Consider the following 25,103-nt stretch of genomic DNA (forward strand, 5'->3'; position numbering starts at 1 on the left):
AGCTTCGGCATCCGGTAACAAACGGCCCTGCTGTTTGTTCTCCGCTCGATTCCTAAGGCGTCGTTTCTTGAACCTCGAAAAATCGGCGGGCGGCGCGGTGCAGCGCCAAGCCTTGCCATTCGGCGGCGTGTTTTCGCGGAATCAATCCGGCACACAACTGCGGCGGTTCGTACAACGTTTGCAGCGTGGCGGTCACCAGTTCCGATGAGGTGTCGGTGCGTGCCGCCAAGAACGCAGTCGTGCCTACGGTAGCCACACCCGCTTCGGGCAGTTCGATCCCGGGGTAATCGCCCACATCAATGGTCATCGGACGCAGCGTCGGATGCTGAAGCGCAATTTTGATTGGATTGGGGATCGGCATCAGTTCCCAGTGATGGTTGCGGATCAGCTTAGAAATCAGCGGGCTGCCCATCCCGACGCAGATCACCGCGACATCGGGAGCCGCATCGGATTCGAGTTCTTTCCACGCCATCACCTCGCGGGGAGCGACGTCGGGGGTAATCTCGAGCGATTCGAACACCATTTCAGTCGCCTCGCGTGATCCACTGCCGATCGGACCGACGGCGATGCGGTGGCCTTTCAGATCACTCAGCGTTTGGATGTTTGCGTCCTCACGAACCAACAGGTGGACAACTTCGAAAAACAATGGAGCAACAACACACAGGTCGCTGCCGCTAATTGCCGAGGCCTGCATCGGGGCGAGATGGACTTCGCCGCTCAACAGCCGTGAACGGTTTTCAAGCGATCCATTGCTGGCGGCCACCGACGCCGAGACGCCGTGTTTCTGTTCCAATCGCTCGGCGATCGTTGCGGAAACAGAGTTGTAGACGCCATCGTCCAACCCGCCGGCAATCCGTACGATGCTAGGCATCGATTCTTTGTATTGGTGCCACAGCACGGACAATCCGACAGCGACAAAGGGAGTCAGTAACAACAGCAGTAGCATCACCGCTTGAAAGCGGCGGTGCGACGTGGACGAACTGACCATGCGGCGTCCCATGACGGCCGCGACCAACGGGACGCCTTCGAGCCAATGCCAAACCTTGACCGGCAGCGAGCGAGGCCGCGCCTTGATCGGACGATCTTCGAGAAAGGCGTCGAGATCATCGGCAAGTTTTGCTGCCGACTCGTAGCGTTTTTGAGGACTCTTTTCTAAACATTTTGCCACGATCGTTTCGATGTCGACGGGGACATCGGGACGAAAATGGCGTACCGGCGGCGCGGGATTGTGCACGACATCCAACAGCGTTTGCATCACCGTGTCGCCCACGATCGGCGGCCGGCCGGTGAGACACGCAAACAGAATCGCCCCCATCGCATACACGTCGCTTTGCCGATTCGCTCGATCACTTAATCCGCCAGCTTGTTCGGGAGCCATGTAGTGGGGCGTCCCCAGCGCCGCACCCGTTCCGGTCACGCTGCTGTCGGCGTCCATGTGTTTGGCCAGCCCAAAATCGGTCACATGGACTTCGTCGTATTCGTCGATCAACACGTTGGCAGGTTTCAAATCGCGATGCAGCACCCCTTTGTGATGCGCATGGTCGATCGCGCGAGCCACATCACGCACATAGCGAGCGGCCTGTTTGGGCTGCAGCGTTTCCGCATAGATTTTCCGCTGCAAGTCGCTGCCGCGAATGTACGCCATCGAAAAAAAATGGTGGCCGGCGCGTTGGCCAAACTGATACACCGGCACGATCCCTGGGTGGTTCAGCCGTGCCACGGCTTGGGCTTCGGTATAAAACCGCCGCACATCCGATTCGTCCGCTAACATGCCGCCGCGAATCATCTTGACCGCGACCATGCGGTTGAGTTGTTTTTGGTTCGCCAGATAGACGATCCCCATGCCGCCTTTGCCCAGCACCTCTTGAAGCTCGTAATCGCCCAGATCAAACGGCAGCGTGGGACCCGGATCGTTCTTGGAGCGATTCGCCATCGGCAACGTGATTGCCGGATCGACATCGGATTGTTCGCCGACGGCCGAGGTGATGGCGACTGTATCGGCGCCGTTTTGAACCTGCTGGCGATGGGACGATAGCCCGGACGCCATCGTCACTTGGCCGAGCAGATCGGCCGCTTCCATCAATTGCTTTAATTGTCCAGCCACCTCGGGAAACTGTTTCAAGAAATCTTCACGGCTGGTCACCTCGCCCGCATCGCACGAACGCAGGTAGGCCGCAAAAGCTTCATCCACGGGATCTGCGGTAGGTTCGTTATCAGCCATAACAGGTCGTGGCAGAGGATGAAAAGGAGGGCAAAGACGTCATTGATTCTAACTCAGGCTCAATTGGATGCCCCAGTAGGGCGCGGCAAAGTTTGACACGGATCGAATCTCGGTTCGCCCTTGATCACGGCGAAAACAAGGGAAAAGCCGCCCATTGCCGCGTATTTCACAGCCAAGGACTCATGTCGTGGTCCAAGATCGTTCTCAGTTTTTGCAGTCCACGTTTCAGTAAACCCGCCACTGCGGTGTCGCTTTTACCCATTCGCTCGACAATTTCCGACAACGGCAGTCCTTCCATATAGCGGAGCCGGATCGCTTCGGCCTGAGTCTCGGGCAATTGATGCAGGGCCTCTAGCAGCGCCACAGTGGCCTCGGTACGGATCGCGACGCCGCTTGGGCTGGTGGTGCTGCCAGGCAATTGCTGGATCCAGGCACCACCGGCGGAATCGTTCGGCGACGGTTGGTTGGCGTCGACTTCGCGTTTCAGCGACCGTTTTTGCGTCGTCACATGCCGAGTGACCGCCGATGCAACGTTGTTTTTCAGCACCCCGCGTAACCAAGCAGCGAATTCCGCAGGGCTCGAGCCTCGAAAGGAAGCCAAGTCGCGTTTGGCCTCCAGGAACGTCAACTGGACAATGTCGGCGGGATCGATCCGTCGCCGCAGTCGCTCCGACAGAAAACGATGTGCCAACATCAATAGGTACCCCCGATAACGCTCGAGCAGCAGTCCGAGCGCTTCATTGTTTCCCTCTTTCGAAGCAATGACCAAATGGGTGGTTGATTCGGAACGCTCCACGCTGAGATCGCCTATTGTGCTTTACTGGAAAACCTTTGTCAGAATGACGTACCCGCGACACGGTCACACCGGTACAATCATCGTGTCACCCCCACAGCACCGTGTTTCGATGGTCATCCCATCAGATTTCGCATGAAATTGGATGTCCAAACGCTTTAGCGCTGCGGGTGTTCGCGGATGCGGGATGGGGGGACATGGAACCTGATTATAGAAGAATGAAAGAACTTCGGATGCCAAAGAATCACTTAAACGTTCGCTTTTCGCAATCTCTGCGGAACAATCTGAATTTGTTTGCGTTGATCGCCCTTTCTGCCTGCCTTGGATGTGGGAACGCTTCGGAGGAATCGCCCACCGTGCCGCCACCAGAGTTGGCCACGCCAGCCGAAGAAACGCCATCTCCCGAAGAGCCATCGCAATCGGAACCGCCAGGCCAGCTCGAATTGCCACCCGGCGATATCCCTCCAGCGAACCCGACTACTCCCAAACCCGGAGGTGGCGGCGGTTTGGAGATGCCTGATGTGCAGATCAGCAACAAACCACCCATCGAAGACGTCTCCGAAACGGAGGCACCTGAATTACGATACGGTTCTTTGGAGGACATTCAAAAACAGATCGCCGACACCAACAAAATCACGGTTGTCGATTTTTGGTCGCTCTCCTGTCGTCCCTGTCTCGAAGAATTTCCTGGTTTGGTGCGATTGGATCAACAGTTCGCCGACAAGGTCCAGTGCATCTCGGTGGATGTCGATTACGACGGACGAAAATCGCGACCACCGAAATATTACGAAGAACGGGTGATGGCGTTTGTCACTAGCGTGGGAGCGACCTTCCCCAACTACATCAGCACGACCGAGAGCGATGAGGTCTACTCGGAATTGGATCTCGATTCGATTCCCGCAGTGTTGATTTACGACGCCAATGGAAAGTTGGTCAAAAAGTTTGTCGATGCGGGTGATACCGCAGGCTTCACCTACGACAAACAAGTGATTCCATTCGTCAAGCAGTTGATGCAGTCGGACAAGTAACCCGCTTCGGTAGTGGAGCTTGCTAAAGCTCCCTTGCGTATGCGACTGATTGGCTGAGGGATCCTTGGCAAAATCCACGACGCAGCACGGGTGACTTCACTTGTTCGTTGGCTGTCGCTCGAACACATACTCGTTGCATCCCCAGCCGTTGCTGACGGTTTTGAGTTCATTGAGCACAAAACCGCGTTGCCGCAGCGGTACGATGATCCGTTCGGGTTTGGCGACTTCAAACGGCAGTCCGCCGACCCAATCGACCCAGTCGTGCCAAGCCGACATGCCGCGGTCCTCGCGTTTCGCCCTCCAATCCTTGAGCGGCGAAGGGTTTTGTAAGCGAGCGATCCGGGCCAGTGCGAACTTGCACTCGTACCAAGACGCGATTGCAAGTACCCACAGTGGACGCAGCCGTTTGGGCAAGCGGTTGTAGGTCTGTTTGATCTTGAGCCAACGTCGGCTCGCGCCACCTTGATCGTTGTAAATTGCCAAACAGAGCTGGCCGCCTGGTTTGGTTGCATTGGCGGCAATTTCGATCGCGCGATCCATCTGGCCGGTGTGATGCAGCACGCCCCAGGAATAAACGATGTCGAACGTGCCCAGCGATTCGATTCGAGCTTGGTCGAGCACCGATCCCTGCTCGATCTGCCAATTGACGGCGTCACCGGCGAATCGCTGCTTCAATGCTTGGGTGCACCCGACACTGTCGCGGTCATAGTCAATCGAGACCACGTCGGCTCCCAAATTGTGCGCGGCCAACGAGAAGAGCCCGCTGCCGCTGCCAATGTCCAATAGCCGTTTGCCAGCAAGCGACTGCGTCCCCAGCAATTGCTGAAGCGATCGCTCGGCTTCGGCCACGCGTTTGTCATCGAGTCGCTCTAAAAACGATCGCCAATTCTCACCAAACGTAAAGCGTGGCCGTTCATGTTCGTGGGGTGCGGAGGTCGATGTCACGGAACGCCTGGGGGCAAAAATGCAAGAAAGCGGGGCAAGTTGCCAACGAAGGTAAAGTTGCCAAGGAAAAACGTCAGATAGGAAATTAAGTAGGGGGTGCGTGCGATCAAGAAAAGGGGGGCAGCTGGCAAATTGAAACGCCGCGTCAGCGACCGGCGGAGTTCGACAGTAGCGATCTTACAATGTTTGTTCTTGCCGTGTTTTTTGCTATCAGCGCGGTTGGATCGAAGGGGACAAGGTCGCTTGGATTCGTTTTTTCTTCACCATCCATACAACCGGACCGATACCCCCAACACTCAGGGTCGCCACAAAAGACATCAGCTGGTTCGGAAAACGTAAGTTCAGCTCGTTCTTATAGGAAGAAACTGTATCTCGTTCCAGCGAAGTTTCGATAGCAAACCATGGCCGGGTCGCCGTTACGATCGATTGTTGAGAATAAAATAGGTTGGTTTACCGAACGATGCGAATCCTTTTCTCCTACCTTCTGTTGAGCATGGCCGTTTGTGTCGTGACTCCGTCGTATGGTCAAAGCACCATTAGCAATTCGCCATTCGATTTGACCCTTAGCAAAGGTAGTTGGATCGCGTCGCTTCCCGAGTATCAAATGGGAACCAACAGCAGCGGCGGATCGGCATTCTATGATGATCAAGACCAATTCGGTGGGATCGTACGGCTCGACGCCGTTCGCCGAGCACTGGGGACGCGGACCAGTTTCGAGGGCAACATTTTCTACGCGTTTGCCGGATCATCGAGCGGCGGAAACGTTGGCGATATCAATTTCCCCAACCCGGCCGATGGTTCCAATCTGTTGCGATCCGGGGCTTCGCCAAAGTTCGACAGCGACGTTCAGCACTACGGGGGCGACCTTGTCATTCGCGACACTTGGCGAACTCGCTTTGGGGGACTCTCGGCCGGGGTGGCGTATAGCTTGATGGCGTTTGATCAAGACTTTGAACTCGAAGACGGTTCATTGCGGTTGTTCAAAGAAGAGCTTGATACAGATTTCCAAGGCGGAAAGGTCGTCACTGGTTGGGACGGATACCTGCTCGGCCGGGCGAGCAACTTGAAGCTGAACGTCGGTATCTATGACATGGACGCCAACTACTGGGCGACCCCGTCGGCAGTCCCAGCCAACTACAGTGCCGAACTCAGCAAGACGACTTACACGATCGAAACCGAGTTCACGACTCGCGATCAATTCTGCGGCTACGACGTCGGGATGACCATCGGCGTGACCTACTTTGCCGACATGCCCACGATCAACCACAACGTCGGTTCGGCTGCAACGCTGGGAACCGACGACGCAGTCACGGTATCGCTGATGTTCGACATCCTGCTGCTGTAAGAGCCGTCGGATGACCAAGTGGCGGTCGATGCTATCTAGCGACCGTCGCGTTCACGGTGGATCCACGCTCTGACGAGCGTGGCGACGACCGTTAGCTTCTGCCGAAGTTTCTAAGTCACAGCAGTGTCCTCGCGCTACTGCTGTTGTTCTTTGTTACAGTTGCTGTCCATCGCGGTGGGTTGGCCAACCAATTCGACCGGATGAGTGTACAGATAACGCCAAACGTCTTCGTGCATGAATTTGCCGGTTGCTTTATCTCGATAAGCCCGGCTGCCAGGCTGAACGCTGCTGTGTGCGGCATTGGCGTCTCCTTTGACATCAAAATCGGTGACTAGCCGACGAGTGTTTTGGTAAGGGAACGGTACTTTGTCGACGTTCACGATCGGGCCAAACTTGTGCATCCCGATCAATTCCCAGCTGCGGCAATAGTGGTCGGCGGTCCAGCCGCCGTCCAACACATGCGAGAAACCAAAGTAACGGTTCTCGGGGGTTGCTGAGGGTAACGCTTGCCATGTTTGGTATTGGTCACGCGGGCCACACAACGCCACGACGCGAGCGACTTTGACGTGTTTGGCAAAGCGGGCTGCGGTGGTCGAGCCGTGCGATGCTCCGGAAATGATCACCTTGTCCCAACGCAGATCCTTGCCGTCCTCGCTAAGGAATTGTTCCCATTTGCCTTGCGGGTTTTCTTTGGCCAACCATTTCACGTACTGATAGGCTCGCTGCATCATTCCATCGGGTTTAGGGATGTCGACTTCGTCACTGAAGTCTTCTCCCGTGGCCGCCTCAAGACGAATGTTGCCTCGGCAATGTTCGCCGACCGGTTTCTCTTGGCAACAAATGCCAAACCATTTGTTGGCGTAATGGACTTGCATCGCGTGCAGTCCGTAGCTGTTTAGCCGATCGAAAAGTCCGCTGTTGTGTCCCATCAACCAAATCACCAGCTCGCCCCGAGGGGCGACGCGGGTGTCGACCGAAGCATGTTGCAGGTCGGCTGGTTTCCCTTTGTCGGTTTCGATTAGGAAATTGATTTCGGGATGCGATTTGACTCGCGAATCGATCTCGCTCGCTCGCGTCGTGAACTTGTAATGCTGAGGATCGGGATCATCAAACGATGGCGGTGCCGCCATCACGGTCGATACACAAACAAGCAAACTCACGGATGCAGCGATGCAGCAAAATCTCATAAAACGCCTAGCAGCAGGTTGGGGTAGGGGAGAGGGCTAACCCAACGAAGCGGGTTAGGTAGGTTTGTCGAGTGACAACATCATAATCGCTAGCGGAGGAATGTTCAGCTCGAGACTGTAGGGGCGACCATGACTTTCTTCGTCAATCGTTTCTTTGGCCCCCAGATTGCCAAAATTGCTGCCTCCATAGACTTCCGCGTCGCTGTTCAAAATCTCGACATAAGCTCCTTTTTCAGGAACGCCGACACGGTAATTCGAGTGCGTCGAGGGCGTGAAGTTGACGACCACGACCACTTGTTGCCCGTCACGTGACGTGCGGCAGAACGTGTAGATGCTTTTGGCTGCATCGTCCGCGGCGATCCACGAGAATCCGGCGGGGTCGCAGTCGAGTTCGTGCAGCGCGGGGTAATCCTTGTGTAAACGGTTCAAATCGCCGACAAAACGCTGCAAACCATCATGGAACCGGTACTCCAATAACGCCCAATCCAACTGCTGTTCATAATTCCATTCGGACCACTGGCCAAACTCGCAGCCCATGAACATCAATTTCTTGCCTGGGACAGCGTATTGGTAACCGAACAGCAATCGCATGTTGGCAAATTTTTGCCAATCATCCCCCGGCATTCGCGAGATCAATGATCCTTTGCCGTGAACCACTTCGTCATGCGAAAGCGGCAGGACAAAGTTTTCGCTGTAAGCGTAGACCGAACGGAACGTCAATTCGTTTTGATGATACTTGCGATGGATCGGGTCGCGTTTCATGTACTCCAGCGTGTCGTGCATCCATCCCATGTCCCACTTCATGCCGAAGCCTAGGCCGCCGGTATAAACGGGACGCGAAACCCCGCCGAACGACGTTGATTCTTCGGCAAGGGTGATCGCCCCAGGAAAATCGGCATGCAGATGAGTGTTCATGTCTTTCATGAACTGGATGGCTTCAAAGTTTTCGTTGCCACCAAAACAATTCGGTACCCATTCGCCATCGTTCCGCGAATAGTCCAAATACAACATCGATGCAACCGCGTCGACTCGCAGTCCATCGATGTGATACTCCTTCAACCAAAATCGAGCACTGGCGTGCAAGAAGTCACGGACTTCGTGACGACCATAATTGAAAATGTGGGTCTTCCAATCTGGATGGAAACCTTGTTTGGGGTCGTCATGTTCATACAGCCCGGTGCCATCAAAACGTGCCAACCCGTGCGCGTCATAGGGGAAGTGGGCGGGAACCCAATCCATGATCACCCCGATGCCGTTTTGATGACAATAGTCGACAAAATAGCGGAAATCGTCAGGTTCGCCAAAGCGACTCGTCGGCGCAAAGTAACTTGTCACTTGGTAGCCCCACGATCCATCGAAGGGAAACTCGGTGATCGGCATCAATTCAATGTGAGTGAAGCCAAGCGATTTGACATGCTCGACCAACATTTCTGCTAACTCGTGATAGCTATGGTAGCGACGTCCATCCCAAGGCCGTTTCCAGGACGGCAAGTGAACCTCGTAGATCGACATTGGTTCGTGAAGCCAATCGCTCTTGCTGCGTTTTTCCATCCATGCATCATCCTTCCAGGTGTAGCGATCGAGGTCGTACACGATCGAAGCGGTTGCCGGAGGATGCTCGGCGTAAAACGCAAAGGGGTCCGCCTTGTGCAAGACTTCGCCATGTTTGGTGCGGATCCCATACTTGTACGATGTGCCATGTTTGACTCCGGGAACAAAGCCAGTCCAAACGCCTGAGTCGCTGCCGGTCAGCCAATCGGCGCCGTGTTGCCAGCCGTTGCCGTCGGTCAACACGCTGACCTCGGTCGCGTTAGGAGCCCATACAGCAAACCGGGCACCCTCGACTTCATCGCGGGTTTCCAAGTGAGCTCCGAGCCAATGGTAGCGTTCGGGCGCTTGAGCGACACGCGAAGCGACATCGGATACGGGTTTTGCGGGTGGAGCTTGGGTCAGCGGAGTGGTGGGCTTGGCGGGGGTCGCTTGAGGTGCCGAGGCTTGTTGCACAATTGGGACCGCTTGCTTGGACGCGGTGGTTTGTTTTTGCGACATGGATTGGGGGGCAGTTCCGGTTGACGTGGGGGGCTTGGCTGTCATCGCTTGAACTCTCATTCAATTAGAGGGCAAAACTCAGGGGGCTTTCGAAGCCGTTTGACGAGCGTCGGAGTGTTCTTTCGGACTCTTCTAAAATAACGCGATTCAGACAGGGGGATACCGGGAATGCACCCTTTTCACCCTCGGATTGACTGTTCCACATTGGATTGACCTAGTGGCTTGATCGCCGCCACATGGGGATGTCTGGCAGCGACAAGGCCACAGTCCCGTAGCGATCGACAGAGTCTGGCGCCCCCGAAAAACGCGGTCCAAGTGGGCAAGCCATTGCGGACGCCGATGCCGACGGCAACCTAGACAAACGTATGTGATCGGTTTGATTGCGGCCCGTTTGCGTTTCTGCGGTGTTATTCGGCGGTGATCGTCAATGCACGTCCGATTGGCATTTGCGATCATGTTAGACTTGGAACCGCCGCGACGTTCTTGTTGCCGATGTCGTGTGGGGTGCGATTTTCCCAACCGTTTAAAGTGAGTTTCGCTGATGCCTGCTTTTGAAGTGTCTCGGTCCATCGAAATGGCAGTGCCGCCCGAGACGGTGTTCGACTGTGTCGCCGATTTTAGCAGCTGGACCAAGTGGTCGCCGTGGCTGGGAATCGATCCCGAAGCGGTCGTGACCGTTTCCGACAATCCAAATTCCGTAGGTTCGATTTATCGCTGGAAAGGGGAGGTCGTGGGTGCGGGGGAAATTGAGCACCTAAACCTTGATCGACCCCGAAAAATCGACGAAGAGATTCGTTTCACCAAGCCGTTCAAATCGACGTCCAAAGTCGGTTTCGCATTTGAAGCCACCTACGCGGGAACCAAGGTGACGTGGCGGATGCAGGGACATTTGCCTTGGTTCTTGTTTTGGATGCGGGCCAATATGCAGATCATGATCGGCATGGATTACGACCGCGGGCTGAAAATGCTGCGTGAGTTTCTAGAGACCGGCGAAGTGCTCTCGAAGATCGAAGTACATGGCGTCCAGCCCGTTTCACCGATCGACGTCTATGGCGTCAGCGATGCGGCGCCGCCAAACAACATGGGCCCTGCGATGGAGCGTGTTTTTTCAGCCAGCGGAGAAAAATTGAAACAAGCTGACGTGTCGCTCGATGCGCCGATGGTCAGCGTGTATCACCCTTGTGATTTGAAGCAGAACCAATTTTCATTCACGGGCGGTTTCGCGGTCTCCAACGAAGATGGGATGGCTGCCGGATTGGAACATTGTCATCTACCCGCCGGCAACGCGCTGCACATCCGGCATATCGGCAGCTACGAAAATCTAGGGAACGCGTGGAGTGGAGCCTACCAATACGCTCGCTACAAAAAACTAAAAGTGCTTCGCCAAGACGCATACGAAATCTATCGCAACGATCCCGCGACCACGTCTCCGCGTGACCGGATCACCGATATCTATCTGCCCGTCAAGTAACTGCCCGTCAAATGAACGACACTTGGGTCGGTTCCAGGCTCGCTCAAGTCAACGCGGAAGCATGTTTTAGGCTTTTGCGTTGATAGCAACCGCATGCCGGCGTGTTTCACGCGTTCTGGGTTCGTCTTTACTCACCGAGGCGTCTTTTTCTATACCTACAACCATAGTTGTAGGCACGAGCGGCACGCAGCGGTGGAGAGCGTTTCCGGTTGGCGGAGGTCTCTTCATCGAGCATGGGATTTTTAGGAAGGGATTTCGTTGTGGAAAACGGTTTAGTCAAAGACGCCAAGTTGGTCGAGTCTGTCGTGGCGGACGCGAACAAAGGCGAGCCACGCTTGTCCTTTACCAAAGCGACCGAAGAATTCATCGGCGACGTGACCAACGGCGACGTATCCGGGGTGATGGAATACATCACGTTGTATCTGGTACCCCAATTGTTTTTGGCTGCGATCGGTTTGGCGATTATCTTTTTGGGCTATTTGGTCGCCAGCTATCTGTCGCGAATCATCAGCAAACCGGTGCGTCGCCGTGTCGACGAAACGCTGGGGATCTTTGTTGGTCGGATCGTCTTCTACTGCATCATGTTCGGAGTGGTTGGGGCGGTGTTGTCCAAGATGGGCGCTCCGTTAGGTGGACTCGCCGCGATGCTTGCTGCGGCGGGTTTCGCGATCGGTTTGGCGTTTCAAGGCACGCTCAGCAATTTTGCTTCGGGAGTCTTGATGTTGGTGTTTCGTCCGTTCAAGGTGGGCGATGTGATCAATGCTGCTGGGGTGATGGGCAAGGTCAACGAAATTGATTTGTTTACGACCACACTTGATACGCCGGACAACCGCCGGATCGTTGTTCCCAACAGTTCGATTTCGGGCGGTACGATTGAAAATATCAGCCACAATGCTCATCGCCGTGTCGAGGTGCCGGTGGGCGTCGCTTACGCCGCCGATATCGACGCCACACGTGCCGCATTGACTGCGGCGGTCATGAAGTTTGAGAACGAGATCATTCCTGGCGAATCGCGAGGGCATGCCGTCATCATGAGCAATCTCGGGGCGAGCTCGGTCGATTGGCTCGTTCGTATGTGGGTGCCATCGAAAGAGTTCTTTCGCTTGAAAGAAGCGTTGACGGTCGAAGTCAAGCGTCATCTTGATGCCAACGAGATTAGCATCCCGTTCCCTCAATTGGATGTTCACCTAAGCCGAGCCGACGTTGCCGAAGAAACCGTGTTCCAACGTCCACGTGTTCGCCCGATGCGCCGCGCCGCCGACAGCCACTCGCTGCCTCGCGCATCCTAAAACCCGAGAGTTTTTTACGAAGCGGCGTGAGCCACCCGAACGAATTTGGACGTTTTTTCGCGTGGCAGTCGGCAACGCCGCAGATCATGTCGCATACAAACCTCGCCACAAGTATCGGGGTGCGATCGTTCTAGGTTTAGCCCAGTAAACGACTTAAATCGCTTTGCAATAAAATTTCTAATTCAACAACCTTGCCGCCGCTCTAGCGATTATGATGACGCCGACTTTTCAGTAGTACACATCAGCGTTCATCACAAGTCGGTCGTTCGGTATCGAATTCCGCGTTGATCGTGGGATCGTAACGGATCGGCAGCGATTCATAGCGACCGACATCGTGATGAGCAGGGACGAAGGAGCAAGGCGTAGCATGTGGCACTCAAGCCGGGGAGATCGAACGTTACGAGGTAGTGAAGCAACGTTAGTCAGTCTGGCCATCGACACGATGATCGATGCGATCTTGTTGCATTTCGATGACGAAGACGAATCGTCTATGGCACCGGAATGCCAAACCGGAATCGCGGTCTACGACTCGCTCACCGCCTCGCAGCGAATCGGTTTGTTACACGACATCGCACGCTACTTGTTGACCGATACCGAGTCGGTCATGCCGTTGTCCGCCGCGACCGAAGCGGCGATCGCGGCGATCTATGTCGAAGTCCGCGACCAAGTGGCCATCGAAATCGATTTGTACAGCGAAGATTTGTACAGCGAAAATGTTCAAAACGAACGAGTGAGCGATATTGCCCCTTGGCGAAGCTTGGTGTTGTCGGCGTACCAGTCGTTGTTTCGTGCGGCAGAACCAGGCGAAGACTTTCACAGCGAAGCCGATTGGCAGTGGGATCCATCCGCGTTGCCCTCGGTTACCTCGGATGATCTACCTCGCTGGGAAACCTTGATCGAACGGTTGACCGATGCGGTCCTGTGGGATCGTGATTTTGAAATGGCCGACAGCTTTCTCGATGTGGATCCGGGGATTTCAGACCGCCGTCGTCGACTGCTTGGTATTGATGCGGACTACTTCACCTGCGTCGCACCCGATCCGCGTCCCGAACAAGTGATGCGTCTGGTTTGGGACACACGCGACATCATCCGTTCCAAACCTCGCTGATCGGATGTGACGATTTTGCTGCGACGTCGCGGTCAGGTTTTCGAGTGACGTGGGCAATATTTTCACCGGATTCATCATTTTAATCTGATTCATCTTGCCATCGCCGGCGTGAAATCGGCAAACTGCGGTACCTTCTAGCAGCAATCTTGGTCTGCGTTTGGTTCCACGAAGGTTTGTCGAATCATGAAACCACTGCTGTCGCTGTTGCGAACCGTCTATTGTCGCAACACTCATCACTTTTTCGCTCTCGATGCGATACCGCTCGTCGCGACCGATAGCGGCAAGCGATTATCGCGGTTGCTGCTGCGCTATCCCGATCATTATCTCCGCGGGGCAACGGATCCTGATTTCCGATTTCGTGATTATCAAAATCATGTGGTGCATGTCAGCGAAGGGTACTGGGGCGGCGCACCGCGTGTGGCACAACAATGGTGCGACCGCTTGATGAAGTACTTGCGGACCCAGCGGTGGGCCGACGCGGCGCATGCGGCAGGCGTGCTAAGCCACTATTTCACCGATCCTCTGCAACCGCTGCATACCGCCCATGGAGACCGAGAACGCGTGCTGCATCAGCCGATTGAATGGAGCATTCAAGCGGCGTACCGCAGCATTTTCAAGGATTGGCAACGAGGCGAGCTGCAGGTCGTTTTTCAGCTTGCCGAAGATCCCGGTTGGCTCGGTGAAGCGATCCTGCATGGGGCCCGCTTTGCCAATCAAAAGTATGACCTACTGATTGATCATTACGATTTACAAAAAAGTGTCGACAATCCGGCCGCCGCGTTGGGGGATCCAGCGAGGTCGGCGCTGACCGAATTGGTGGGGTTGACCGTCACGGGATGGGCACGCGTGCTGGAACGCATCGCCCGCTCGGCCGAACAAACCCGCGGTGAGCCGCTGCCTGCGTTTACGCTTTGGAAGCCGCTTGTTGCCGCGACGATCAAAATGCCGTTTCGGCTTTGGGGCAATCGAATCGAATCGAAATGGCTGCACGACGAACGAGAGAGTTTGGTCGAAGAGTACCAACGCACGGGGCAGCTAAGACGCCATCTGCCAGCCGAAGTCGATATCGTCCATCGAGTGGTGAAGATCTATCACGACGAACTACGCTGGAAACAAGAGCGTCAGCGGCGGCTTGAATCGCGTCAAACCGTCACGCGTGTCGATAAACCTGTAGAGCAACCGGTCAACACCACGATCGAAGCACCGTATCGCCGCGCCGCCTAGCAGAGCGTGGATGATTGCCGTGCAAATGTGAATCGCCACCTCCTGGGCGAAGCTGGCTACGAGAAAATGCTTCACCGCGCTGGGCCAATGCGGTAAACGGACCATCGCTGATGGACACGGCTTGGTTGTCTCTGGCGAGGGGGCGGCGGGCGGTTGCCGGGGGCTCCCCATCACCCGGGGTGGCGAACTTGGTATCCTAATAGGATTCCGAATATCATGTAGCTGCACGCAATTGGTTGACGCAATGAAGTGGGCTGTATTGCACGCGTGTTGCTGACGCAGACATTGGGCTTTACTGAATCATAGGTTGGACGACTCACTTGCAGCTCTTGGATGACGAAGCGTGAAGCGTCAAAGGGGGGCAGCATGGAACCATGGCGGCGCAGATTTTCGGTACCGAGTCTTGCATCATGCGTAACGAGCGTGGTCGGCAATGGTTTGGATGATCCCTTTTTACGATTGTAGGACGCCCCTCTCACAAGCGACGGAGATACGCAGATGCGAGCTTTTGAATCAACCCAGATCTTTTTTGATGCAGCAGCCGAGCATCTCAACATCGAACCCTCGCTGCGTGAAGCTTTGTTGATGCCGAGCCGTGAGGTGCAAGTTCAAGTCACCATCGAACGCGACGACGGTTCGTTGGCGAATTATGTTGGTTTTCGTGTCCAGCATGACAACAGCCGGGGGCCGATGAAGGGTGGTTTACGATATCACCCGCAAGTCGATTTGGACGAAGTGCGTGCGTTGGCCAGTCTGATGACGTGGAAGACCGCGGTCGTCAATCTTCCTTATGGCGGTGCAAAAGGAGGCATTGGGGTTAACCCGTCCAAGATGTCCAAGCGAGAAATCGAGCGACTGACGCGTGCCTTTGTTGACCAGATCCATGACATCGTTGGTCCCGATACGGATATCCCCGCTCCCGACATGGGAACCGATCATCAAGTGATGGCGTGGTTTCGCAACCAATGGGAAAAGTATCACGGTTTTAACCCCGCGGTGATCACCGGCAAGCCCGTCGAGGAATACGGCGCTCGCGGACGCGAAGAGGCAACCGGCCGTGGGGTCGGTTCACTTACCGTCAAATTGACCAAGCGTTTGGGGATCAAACCTGCCGCAGCGAAGACCGCGATTCAAGGATTCGGAAACGTCGGCACGCATGCGGCCAAATTTTTGTACGAGTCCGAGTTCCCGATCATTGCGGTCAGCGATTTGACTGGGACTTATTACGACCCCAATGGATTGAACATTTCAGAAGTCCTTCGTCACAAACTCAATCACCCCAAGGGATTGCTCGAAGGCTACCAGCACTGCGAATGTTTGCCGGTCGATGCATTGATGAGTCTAAGTGATGTGAAGGTCCTGATCCCTGCGGCACTGGGCGGTGTGATCACGGCCGAGAACGTGAACGATATTCATGCCTCGATCATCATCGAAGCAGCGAACGGTCCCGTCGACCCCGAAGCCGATGCCGCGTTGCAAGAAAAAGGGGTCACGATTCTGCCCGATATTCTGGCGAACGCCGGCGGGGTCACAGTCAGCTATTTTGAATGGGTCCAAAATCGTCAACACTACCGCTGGACCTTGGATCGTGTACGTCAAGAACTCGATCACACCATGAACGAAGCGTTCGAGAACGTTTGGCAAACGGCTCAGCAAAACAATGTTTCGCTCAGGATCGCTGCCTACATGATTGGGATCACCCGGGTCCGCCGAGCCGCCGAATTGGCCGGGCTTACGTCGTAGCACCGGATCGCTCACAATTCCACGAGAGGCACCGCACGCGGAAGCGGCCGGATCCCGTCACGTTCCTACCGGCGTCTTGCGGCCGATGCTATCTGGCTTTGGGTAGCGCCCGCGCTGCACCGCTATAAAAATCACCCGGTTCGTGCGAAAGTAGATCGCATGGGCCGCTGCGGCCCCGACTCAGTTAAACCGCCCAAATTTAACTGCTTAAATTTGACCGCCTAAGTTAAACCGACTAATCATATAGAATTTTCGAGAGGATATCGTTTTGGAAATCTGGCCCGCAATTGATCTGCGTCATGGCAAACCCGTCCGGCTGAAGCAGGGTGACTACGATCGCCAAACCGTTTTTGGCGATGATCCCGTCGAGTTTGCCAAGCGATGGCAGGACGCTGGTGCGAAGCGTTTGCATTTGGTCGATCTTGATGCCGCCCGCGGCGATGATCCCGAGCGGAATCGCGATGCAGCCGCTCGGATCGTCGAAGCGACGGGGTTGCCATGTCAGCTTGGCGGCGGGGTGCGTGACGAGGCGGCAATCGAGCTGTTGTTGGGACTCGGATTGGCTCGCCTAGTCGTCGGAAGTCAAGCACTGAAGCAGCCGGAGTGGTTTGCGTCGATGTGCGATCGCTATCCTGGCCAATTGGCTGCCGGCATCGATGCTCGCGATGGAATGGTCGCCACCGATGGTTGGTTGGAAACCAGTACGACACCGGCGATTGATTTGGCGAAAGACCTTCGCAGCCGAACGGCCAATATCGCTGCGATCATCTATACCGACATCGCACGCGATGGAATGATGAGCGGTCCCAATTTCGACGGGTTGGCCCAAATGGCCTCGGCCACCGACATCCCGCTTGTCGCAAGCGGCGGAGTCACGACACTCGACGACGTACGTCAATTGGTTGAAATGAAAATGCCTGCTGCGATCATTGGCCGCTCCTTGTACGACGGTGCGATGAACCTAGAGGACGTGGTCAAAATCGCAAACGATTTGTAGGGGAAATAGTGGCATGAATGCGTTGCGAATTCCAACGGGCTGTGGCTGGATTGTGTTGTGGTTGTCGTTGTGGAATGTGACGGCCCTGGTCGCGGACGATTACAAACAGTTGCCCCCCGCCGGGATCGAAATCGATCAAGAAGTGAAAGACGACTTGGCCGCGCAAATCGATCACTTGGATCGCGAGATCGATGCGTTGGCGGACGCGGAATCGGATTCGGCAAGCTGGCTGCCCGACATTCGCGTGTTGACCCGCGCGGTGCGGTTGGCCATCACGCAGGATCGCTTCTACAAAAAGTCCGAGACAAAGGAAGCCGCAAAGCTGCTCGACGAAGCCGCGCGTCGGATCGCGGCAGTCAAATCGGGAATTCGCGGATTGGCGGTGTTGAGAGTCTCCGTTCGCAGCAGCGACAAGCCGCAAACGGTGGTCGGCGGATTCGTGTCTGATATCGACGACTCGGTCCAGCCGTATGGCTTGGTGATCCCCGCCGGGTTTCACCTCGGGGCGACCACACCGCACCGTTTAGATGTGTGGCTGCATGGGCGTGGTGATACCAAAACCGAGATTCCGTTTTTGATCGAACGGATGAATAAGGTGGGCACCTACGCGCCGGCGGACACGATCGTGTTGCATCCGTTTGGTCGTCACTGCAACGCGTTCAAGTTTGCTGGGGAAACCGATGTCTACGAAGCGATGCGTCATGTCCAGCGGATCTTGCCGATTGACCATGATCGCATCGCGATTCGAGGGTTTTCGATGGGGGGCGCCGGATGTTGGCACCTGGCCGCTCATGATCCATTGCAGTGGTTTGCAGCCAATCCGGGAGCCGGTTTTGTGGATTCGATCGTCTATCAAGGTTGGCAGTCGAATCCGCCTTTCAAGATCACTCCGGTTCGAGAGAAACTGCTTCGGTGGTACGACGTGTTGCCGTGGGTCACGAACCTGCAAAACACGCACATGGTGGCCTACAGCGGCGAAGTCGATAAACAACGCCAAGCAGCCGATCGCGTGGTCGCCGCGGCGAAGCAGGCCGGTTTTGAATTCCCCTATGTGATCGGTGCCAAAATGGGGCACAAGGTCGACGAGGTTTCCGCCAACGAAATCGATCGGCAATTGGCCGCGGTGGCCGCCGAACCGGTGCCTGAGCCACGACCCGAGATCGAATTTGTCACCTACACCACTCGCTATGCCAAAGCGGATTGGTTGAGCGTGACAGGGCTCGAGGAACATTGGTCGGCGGGAAAAGTCAAAGCCAAGATTGCCGCCAAAGATCGCTTGGTCGTCAAGACCGAGGGAGTAACCCACGTGGAATTCGACTTTCGCAAATCGGCTTGGCCGACGACGACGGACGATGTGGATTTAATCATCGACGGTGGGCGTTTCACCGTGCCCGATCAAAGTGATGCGCCCGGATGGCAGTGCCGCTTGGTGCGTGGCGATGGCGAGTGGAACATTGATGTGTCCGAGCCAAATGGGTTGCGAAAGCGGCCTGGATTGCAGGGGCCTATCGATGATGCATTTTGCGATCGATTCTTGTTCGTCTTGCCGACACGACCAGCGACACATGGCGAAGTCCAGCGGTGGGTCAACCGTGAACAACAGTACGCTCAACAGCGTTGGCGTGAATTGATGCGTGGTGAGGTGCGAGTGGTCAAGGATGTCGATTTGACCGAGGATCAGATCAAAAACAATCACCTTGTTTGCTTTGGCGATTTTTTTAGTAACCGTTACCTCGCACGCATCCGCCGCGAGTTGCCAATCCAATGGACCAAAGAAACGATCACGGTGGGCGACAAGACGTTTGATCCGGCCACGCACGCGGTTGCGATGTGCTATCCCAATCCCAAAAATCGAGCCAAGTACATAGTCGTCAACAGTGGGATGACGTTTCGCGAGTTTTCCAACGTCAGCAACTCACGGCAAATCGCCATGCTTCCCGATTGGGCGGTCATCGATGTGCAAGCCGAAGACGACAGCATGTTCCCCGGCAAGATCGCAGCCGAAGGGTTTTTCAACGAGTCCTGGGGCCTGTAGACCAAACACCCCAACGTAGCGGAAGCCGTCAACGACTTGTTGTTTTAGTCGTACGATGGACTTCCTCGTCCGTCGAATCCACCACTGACGGACCAGGAAGTCCATCCTACACCCCTTGCCGCAGGAAACTTCACTAAATCAACAAGCCGTCAAGACTTTCGTACAGCAACCAACGTAGCGGAAGTCGTCAAGACTTTCGTACAGCAACCGGCGTAGCGGAAGCCGTCAATGGCTTGTCAATTCAGTGAGCCGCTTACGCGTCAGCGGCCAGGTCCCACGCCCGCCGCGATGACAGGCTAGGAAGCCTATCCCACAAAAAAAAAACGACGCGATGAAAAACATCGCGTCGTTTTTTTGAGATTGGTTGTCCGTGTTCTATCGCTTGGACAGACGTCGTTCGAGTGCTTTCTGCGACAGCGGCATGATTTGCGCCGCACCGCCTGGGTTGTAAAGCAAATCGTCGCGACTTGGTTTCGTGTCCGTGTTCTCGTACTGAACCAAGTAGGCTCCGACCTGCATCCCGCCATGCTCGTAAACCGGCGGCCAGAATTCTTCGCCGCGAATCGCCAGCGTCTTGGCCAGCAGTCGCGTGGCTCGTCCTGAGAAACCGCTTAGCACCATATCGAGTCGTCCGAGGGCTTCACGGAAGATGTAAAACACCAATGCCGAGTCTTTGCCCTTGCCGCCTGCGTAGGCCCAAGTGCCGTCGTCTTTCTCGTAGTAAAAGCCGGGTTCCGGAGCATCTTCGTTCTTGCTCAATCGCATCCCTGCCGATGCCGCACCCGGTTTCGGATCGCTATCGCGGTAACGCAGGAAGAACGGGCACGAGCGAGCCGAGACGTCATCGACGTCGTCTTCGGTCACAAACGGAGTGCATCCGAATGCGTCTGAAAACATCAGCTCGACCACAGGGTTGCTTTTCACGCTGCCGATGCACACCAAGCCGCGGTCGCCGGTCGCTTCGACGAAACCGTTAAAGACCTCGCCGGCTCGTTCGCGAGCATCCTCGAGCGTGACTTGACCCGGGCTCCATACCAACGTTTGTTGCAAACGGTCTGGCATCGGGACGTCCGGCACCTTGCCCTCTTCGTTTTCACTCGTCGATTTGTGCTTGGCCGCACCGCCGAGCGTCGAGACGCCGTTGAGCAATTCGCCGAACAAAACCGAGTCGCTAGCGACGACGGTCGCGTTTTCGGGCGAGTCATCGCCATCGTTTTGGCGAACGCCAATCACGATTTCAATGTCGCCTCGACGGGCAAGCAGTTCCCAGAAGTTTTCGGCATTGATCTGGAACAATGCGCCAGGCAGCTGGTCGGCCGTCGCATAACCATGGTCAATCAGGTAGTCGCACAGTCGTGAAAGTGCATCCAGCGGAATGTACTTTGCCTCATTTTTTAACAGCGAAGCCACTTGGTGCCGATCGAGACCCGTGTGTTCCACAATCGACTTGATCGTCCCAGGCCGCTTACGCCGGTCCGGGGTATGCCCAAGTAATTCCGCAAGCCGGAATGCGTATCTCATTAGTGAATGTCGAAAAAAGAGGAGTGAAGTGAGTGGTCCCGTTTGCGTAATAGTGTAGCAGGAAGTTGCGGTTGTCACGCCTAGGTATCGAATTACCGATTTCGATCCAATTTACCCCCCGATCGAACGCAGCGGTTAACACGATTATGCCATGTTCCCAATGATTGGTTTGGGGGCGGGACGTCGCTAGAATGAATTTCGCGGTCGACAAGCTTCCTGTTGCTAGGTCGTACGATGAGTGTTCTGGGTATCCATTGAGCTATACTTTAAGAGCCAATTTCTTCCGTCTACGTAAGTTTTGACGTCTCCATGTCGCAACCGACCACCGCTTCGCCAACCCAAGATCCTGCGTCCAATCGCGATCAAAACGCCTTCCAAAGCGTGGCCAGTTTGATCGAATCGAGGATCCGCGAGGCTCAAAATGCGCTGTGGTGGTCCGAATTTGTTCGCAGCATTTTACGAATTTTTATCGGTGTGTTTCTCGCCGTGTTGCTTTGGGTCGTCGTGGATCAATGGATCTATACCCCCGGGATTGCGGCCCGAGTGGCTGGTTTCGCCTTGGTTCTTGGGTGGGTGGTGCATCAAGCGATCACACGAGTATACCCGATCCTTCAAGGAACGATTCGGCCCGAGTATGCGGCTCGTTCGCTCGAACGGGATGTTCCCGAGATGCGTCAAGAATTGACCAGCTACGTGACGCTTCGCGACCAAAGCAATTCACCCAGCCTCAGCGGCAAAGTCATTCGCTCGATCGGCGCTCACGCGGCAAGCCGGCTCCGCACTCACGATGCGCTGCCCGTCGAAGCCACCGGCACGCTGCGTTGGTGGATCGCGGCCGCAAGTTTGATGGCGATCTTTTTCATCTATGCCGCGCTGTCACCGAAAAACAGCTTCCAATCGGCCAGCCGTTTGGTGATGCCCGTCGCTTCGATCGAACCGGCCAAACGAGTCCAAATTCGTGACGTCATCCCCGGTGATGCCGAAGTGTTGGCGGGGCGAACGGTCGAGGTGTCTGCGGTCGTCCAGGGGTTGCGGCAAGACGAGCCCGTGTATTGTCGTTGGCAACTCGAAGACCGTGAAGCGGAAATCAAGTTGGTCCGAGATGCCGATTCGGGCCGTTTCGTCGGCGAAGTCTCGCTCGATCACGCCTTGTCCGGCCAAGTGCCTTATCAAATGGTGGCTGGTGATGATGTCGCGGGACCTTACTGCTTGAGCGTTCAAGACGTTCCCGTCGTTGCGGTGCAGTCGATTCGATACGTACCGCCGGCCTACACGCAAAAGCAACCTCACACCAGCAGCAGTGCGGCGATCACGGCGTTGGACGGAACACGCGTCACGGTGACCGCGCGAACCAATCGTCCGATTGAAAAAGCGACGATCCAGTTCAATCCGAAACCGCTTGGCGACCTTGTGCATGCGACCGCAGGCGAGTCGGCGATGAGCATTGATGACTCGGGGATGCTCGTCACTTACACCTTCCCCGTTCGCTATGCGCGTCAACGATCCGCTGCAGTCCAGTTGGAAAGTTATCGCATCAAGGTGTGGGACAAGATTGGGCAAACCAATCCTTCGCCGATCGTGTACCCGATTCGAGTCAACGCAGACTTGTCGCCCGAAGTCACAATCGTGATGCCGCAGCAATCGCCCAAAAACATCCCGATTGACGCTCAGCAGATCATCGAGATTCATGCAGCCGATGCCGATTTTGGTTTGCAGCAAATTGAAATCGAGATTCGTCGTGGAATCGAAACGCTCGAACGGGCGACGCTGTGGAGCGACGAAGTTGGCAAGAAAGGTAACCAGATTGCCGAGTATCGTTTTCGGCCTCATGAACATTTCCTTCGCGTGGGAGATGCGGTTCAAGTCACCGCAATCGCAACCGACAATCGACAAGATGAATCGGATCCCCTGGTCGAGCCGAACGTTGCCAAAACGGATCCTCTAGAGCTTCGTATCACGATGAGTGAACCGGTGCCAAAGGAACCTGTCGCGGGCGACGGTTTGTCGTCGCCTGATAACAAGCCTGCGGCGGATCCAAACGCAGGCGATGCATCGGGCGAAGGAGGGCAGGGCGGTTCGGGCGGTTCGTCTTCCTCGGGTGGCGAAGGTGAATCCGGCAATCAATCGGGAGGCTCGTCGGGCGGCGGCGAAGGTGGCGAGTCGGGGGAACCGCAAGACGGCGATCAAGAAAATCAGTCGGGGTCATCCGGCGGCAGTGGAAAGCAGTCGGGCGACCAAAACGAAGACGGCAATGAAAACCCGTCCGACGGCAGCGGTGCAGGCCAGGGCGGTTCGAATCAGGGCGATGCCTCGAATTCAGATTCGAATTCGAATTCAGATTCAAAGCCCTCTGGCGATTCGATGGGAAACGAGGGCTCCAGTGATTCGAGTGGCGATCCGTCGACTCAGGGGGATCCCTCGACTCAAGACAATACCGATCCCAATCAAACGCCGTCGGGCGATCCAAGCAACGCAGGCCAACCCCCGGGCGATTCCAAAAACGGGGCAGGGCAGGGCAGGGCAGAAGAAGGAATGATCGATCCTTCGAAACAGGATTCTGGCAACCAAGAGGGAGCGTCTGGATCGGATGGTTCGGGCCAGCAATCTGGTGAGTCGCAAGCTGCAGGATCGTCGAATTCCGAAAATTCATCGGCGGATCGCGGCAAGCCCGAAACGCCTCAGCATGATGGCGAGGCGATTGAGCGGATTCGTGACTACCTGGAAAAAAAGAGACAAGAGCAAGCAGGACAGGGACAACAGCCTGGGCAGGAACCGCAAGGCGGCTCCGAGCAGCAAGCGGGCCCAGAACAGCAAGCGGGCGCGGAACAGCAAGGCGGCCAGGGAACGCAAGCGGATTCCTCGGCCAAGTCGGAATCGAAGTTAGAGCAAAGCGGCGGAGATCCTACGAACGCAAAACCGGACGGAGGCACACAAGGCAGCGAGGCGAACAAACCGAACGACCCCAATAAAGGAAACCAATCAGGGCAAGGGAACCAGTCGGACGCAGCTGAAGATTCCAAATCGGCCACCAGCGATCCCAAGGGGCAACCGTCCGGTGCAGACGGCCAATCCGCGGACAACGGCGGAGCGGGACAACCGGAGTCCGCGAAGGAGCCATCCGGCAGCGAAGCCGCTGGCGAGCAGAAGGCCGACGGAGCGGCTGGCCAATCCGGTGAGAAAAACGATGCGAAAGCAGCAGACGCCAACGGCGAAAACGGGAGCGACTCCGCGGCCGAAAATGATCCAATGAGCGATCAAGCTGGCAGCAAGCAAGACGGCAGTGGGCAAGACGCGGCGGGACAACAGCAGGCCGAAGGAGCCGAGAAGGGGCAAGGCGAGGAGAATCAGGGCGAGACAGCTGACGCAGACAAAGGGAGTGATGGAAATCAGGGAAATGACGGAAGTCAATCCAAGTCGGGGACGCCCCAAGATTCCGCGTCCAAACCCAATCAAGACGCGAAATCGCAAGGCAGTGAATCCCAGGGCCGTGAGTCATCATCGGGGCAACCCAGCAATTCCGGCATGGATTCCAAGCCGTCGTCCGAAGCGGGGCAGCCCGAAGCTACATCGGACCAAGCCTCGGCTTCCTCCGGCCAGGGCAGTAATGGCTCGGGGGCCGCAGCGGACGCAGGCGATGCCGCCGCCGATGATCTGCCTACGGCTCCGGACCCGATCGATCTTGATTACGCCAAAAAGTCGACCGACATGGTGCTCGACTACCTCGAAGAGACTCGCGATCAACCCGATCAAGAGCTTCTAGAGAAACTGAATTGGACCCAAGAGGACATGCAGCGATTTGTTGACCGCTGGAAATCCGTTCGCGAGCTGGACAACGCTAATCCCAATGATCCCAACGCCAAAAGCGAATTGACCGAAGCGTTAGAAAGTTTGGGGCTGCGTCAACCGACGCGAGCGACCAGCCAACGCCGTGAACAAGCCGATGCACTTCGAGGACTGCGTGACGCCGGCAACCGAACGCCACCACCGGCGGCCTACCAAGATGCCTTCGACTCCTTCCGCCGAGCCATCGGCGCCCCGTAGTGGATCTTGCCAAAGATCCACATCTTTCGTAGTGGATCTTGCTAAAGATCCCCCATCCTCTAACTCCCTTCGTAGTGGATCTTGCTAAAGATCCCCCATGGCGCAA

At 56.0% G+C, this 25,103-nt stretch carries 16 protein-coding genes; 10 read left to right on the forward strand and 6 right to left on the reverse strand.

The features are described from left to right. Positions 1 to 52: 52 nt before the first annotated feature. Together ABEA92_RS07820 and ABEA92_RS07825 are read right to left on the reverse strand one after the other, a co-directional pair. Entirely contained in the window at positions 53 to 2,221 is a 2,169-nt protein-coding gene (locus ABEA92_RS07820; RefSeq protein WP_345683262.1) for a serine/threonine-protein kinase, read from the reverse strand. A 166-nt stretch (positions 2,222 to 2,387) separates the two neighbouring features. Then, entirely contained in the window at positions 2,388 to 3,017 is a 630-nt protein-coding gene (locus tag ABEA92_RS07825) for a sigma-70 family RNA polymerase sigma factor (RefSeq protein WP_345683263.1), read from the reverse strand. Positions 3,018 to 3,247: 230 nt separating this feature from the next. Between ABEA92_RS07825 and ABEA92_RS07830 the strand changes: the two genes are divergently transcribed. Beyond that, entirely contained in the window at positions 3,248 to 4,042 is a 795-nt protein-coding gene (locus ABEA92_RS07830) for a TlpA family protein disulfide reductase (RefSeq protein WP_345683264.1), read from the forward strand. 96 nt (positions 4,043 to 4,138) lie between these two features. Here the strand turns inward: ABEA92_RS07830 and ABEA92_RS07835 are convergent, their stop codons facing one another. Continuing rightward, positions 4,139 to 4,987, reverse strand: a complete 849-nt coding sequence (locus ABEA92_RS07835; protein ID WP_345683265.1) for a class I SAM-dependent methyltransferase — start codon at positions 4,985 to 4,987, stop codon at positions 4,139 to 4,141. Between the two features lie 460 nt (positions 4,988 to 5,447). On the opposite strand from ABEA92_RS07835, the gene ABEA92_RS07840 reads away from it, so the two are divergent. Then, positions 5,448 to 6,332 carry a hypothetical protein gene (locus ABEA92_RS07840; protein ID WP_345683266.1) on the forward strand — a complete coding sequence of 295 codons (885 nt, stop codon included), beginning with the start codon at positions 5,448 to 5,450 and terminating at the stop codon, positions 6,330 to 6,332. Between the two features lie 134 nt (positions 6,333 to 6,466). On the opposite strand, the gene ABEA92_RS07845 is transcribed toward ABEA92_RS07840, so the two are convergent. Then, on the reverse strand, positions 6,467 to 7,492 hold the full coding sequence (locus ABEA92_RS07845; RefSeq protein WP_425572405.1) for a BPSS1187 family protein: 1,026 nt from the start codon (positions 7,490 to 7,492) through the stop codon (positions 6,467 to 6,469). An 81-nt stretch (positions 7,493 to 7,573) separates the two neighbouring features. Then, positions 7,574 to 9,568: a 1,4-alpha-glucan branching protein GlgB gene (glgB, locus tag ABEA92_RS07850; protein WP_345683267.1), complete on the reverse strand. Its 1,995-nt coding sequence runs from the start codon at positions 9,566 to 9,568 to the stop codon at positions 7,574 to 7,576. A 541-nt stretch (positions 9,569 to 10,109) separates the two neighbouring features. Between glgB and ABEA92_RS07855 the strand changes: the two genes are divergently transcribed. The 7 genes from ABEA92_RS07855 to ABEA92_RS07885 all read left to right on the forward strand — a co-directional run bounded on the left by ABEA92_RS07855 (position 10,110) and on the right by ABEA92_RS07885 (position 19,435). Continuing rightward, positions 10,110 to 11,039, forward strand: coding sequence for an SRPBCC family protein (locus tag ABEA92_RS07855; protein ID WP_345683268.1), 930 nt, complete (start codon positions 10,110 to 10,112; stop codon positions 11,037 to 11,039). A 260-nt stretch (positions 11,040 to 11,299) separates the two neighbouring features. Beyond that, positions 11,300 to 12,328, forward strand: a complete 1,029-nt coding sequence (locus ABEA92_RS07860; RefSeq protein WP_345683269.1) for a mechanosensitive ion channel family protein — start codon at positions 11,300 to 11,302, stop codon at positions 12,326 to 12,328. Between the two features lie 367 nt (positions 12,329 to 12,695). Further along, a complete protein-coding gene (locus tag ABEA92_RS07865; protein ID WP_345683270.1) occupies positions 12,696 to 13,436 on the forward strand; it encodes a hypothetical protein in 741 nt (246 codons plus the stop codon). A gap of 183 nt (positions 13,437 to 13,619) precedes the next feature. Further along, positions 13,620 to 14,660 (forward strand): zinc dependent phospholipase C family protein, encoded by a 1,041-nt coding sequence (locus ABEA92_RS07870; RefSeq protein ID WP_345683271.1) that lies wholly within the window; start codon positions 13,620 to 13,622, stop codon positions 14,658 to 14,660. 498 nt (positions 14,661 to 15,158) lie between these two features. Then, a complete protein-coding gene (locus ABEA92_RS07875; RefSeq protein WP_345683272.1) occupies positions 15,159 to 16,403 on the forward strand; it encodes a Glu/Leu/Phe/Val family dehydrogenase in 1,245 nt (414 codons plus the stop codon). A gap of 268 nt (positions 16,404 to 16,671) precedes the next feature. After that, positions 16,672 to 17,400: a 1-(5-phosphoribosyl)-5-[(5-phosphoribosylamino)methylideneamino]imidazole-4-carboxamide isomerase gene (gene hisA, locus ABEA92_RS07880; protein WP_345683273.1), complete on the forward strand. Its 729-nt coding sequence runs from the start codon at positions 16,672 to 16,674 to the stop codon at positions 17,398 to 17,400. A gap of 13 nt (positions 17,401 to 17,413) precedes the next feature. Beyond that, positions 17,414 to 19,435, forward strand: a complete 2,022-nt coding sequence (locus ABEA92_RS07885) for a prolyl oligopeptidase family serine peptidase (protein WP_345683274.1) — start codon at positions 17,414 to 17,416, stop codon at positions 19,433 to 19,435. A gap of 375 nt (positions 19,436 to 19,810) precedes the next feature. Here ABEA92_RS07885 and ABEA92_RS07890 read toward each other — a convergent pair whose 3' ends face one another. Continuing rightward, a complete protein-coding gene (locus ABEA92_RS07890) occupies positions 19,811 to 20,956 on the reverse strand; it encodes a helix-turn-helix domain-containing protein (RefSeq protein ID WP_345683275.1) in 1,146 nt (381 codons plus the stop codon). Positions 20,957 to 21,265: 309 nt separating this feature from the next. On the opposite strand from ABEA92_RS07890, the gene ABEA92_RS07895 reads away from it, so the two are divergent. Then, on the forward strand, positions 21,266 to 24,997 hold the full coding sequence (locus ABEA92_RS07895) for a hypothetical protein (protein WP_345683276.1): 3,732 nt from the start codon (positions 21,266 to 21,268) through the stop codon (positions 24,995 to 24,997). Positions 24,998 to 25,103: the final 106 nt, after the last annotated feature.

Origin of the sequence: Novipirellula caenicola (assembly GCF_039545035.1) — a bacterium.
GTDB lineage: Bacteria > Planctomycetota > Planctomycetia > Pirellulales > Pirellulaceae > Novipirellula > Novipirellula caenicola.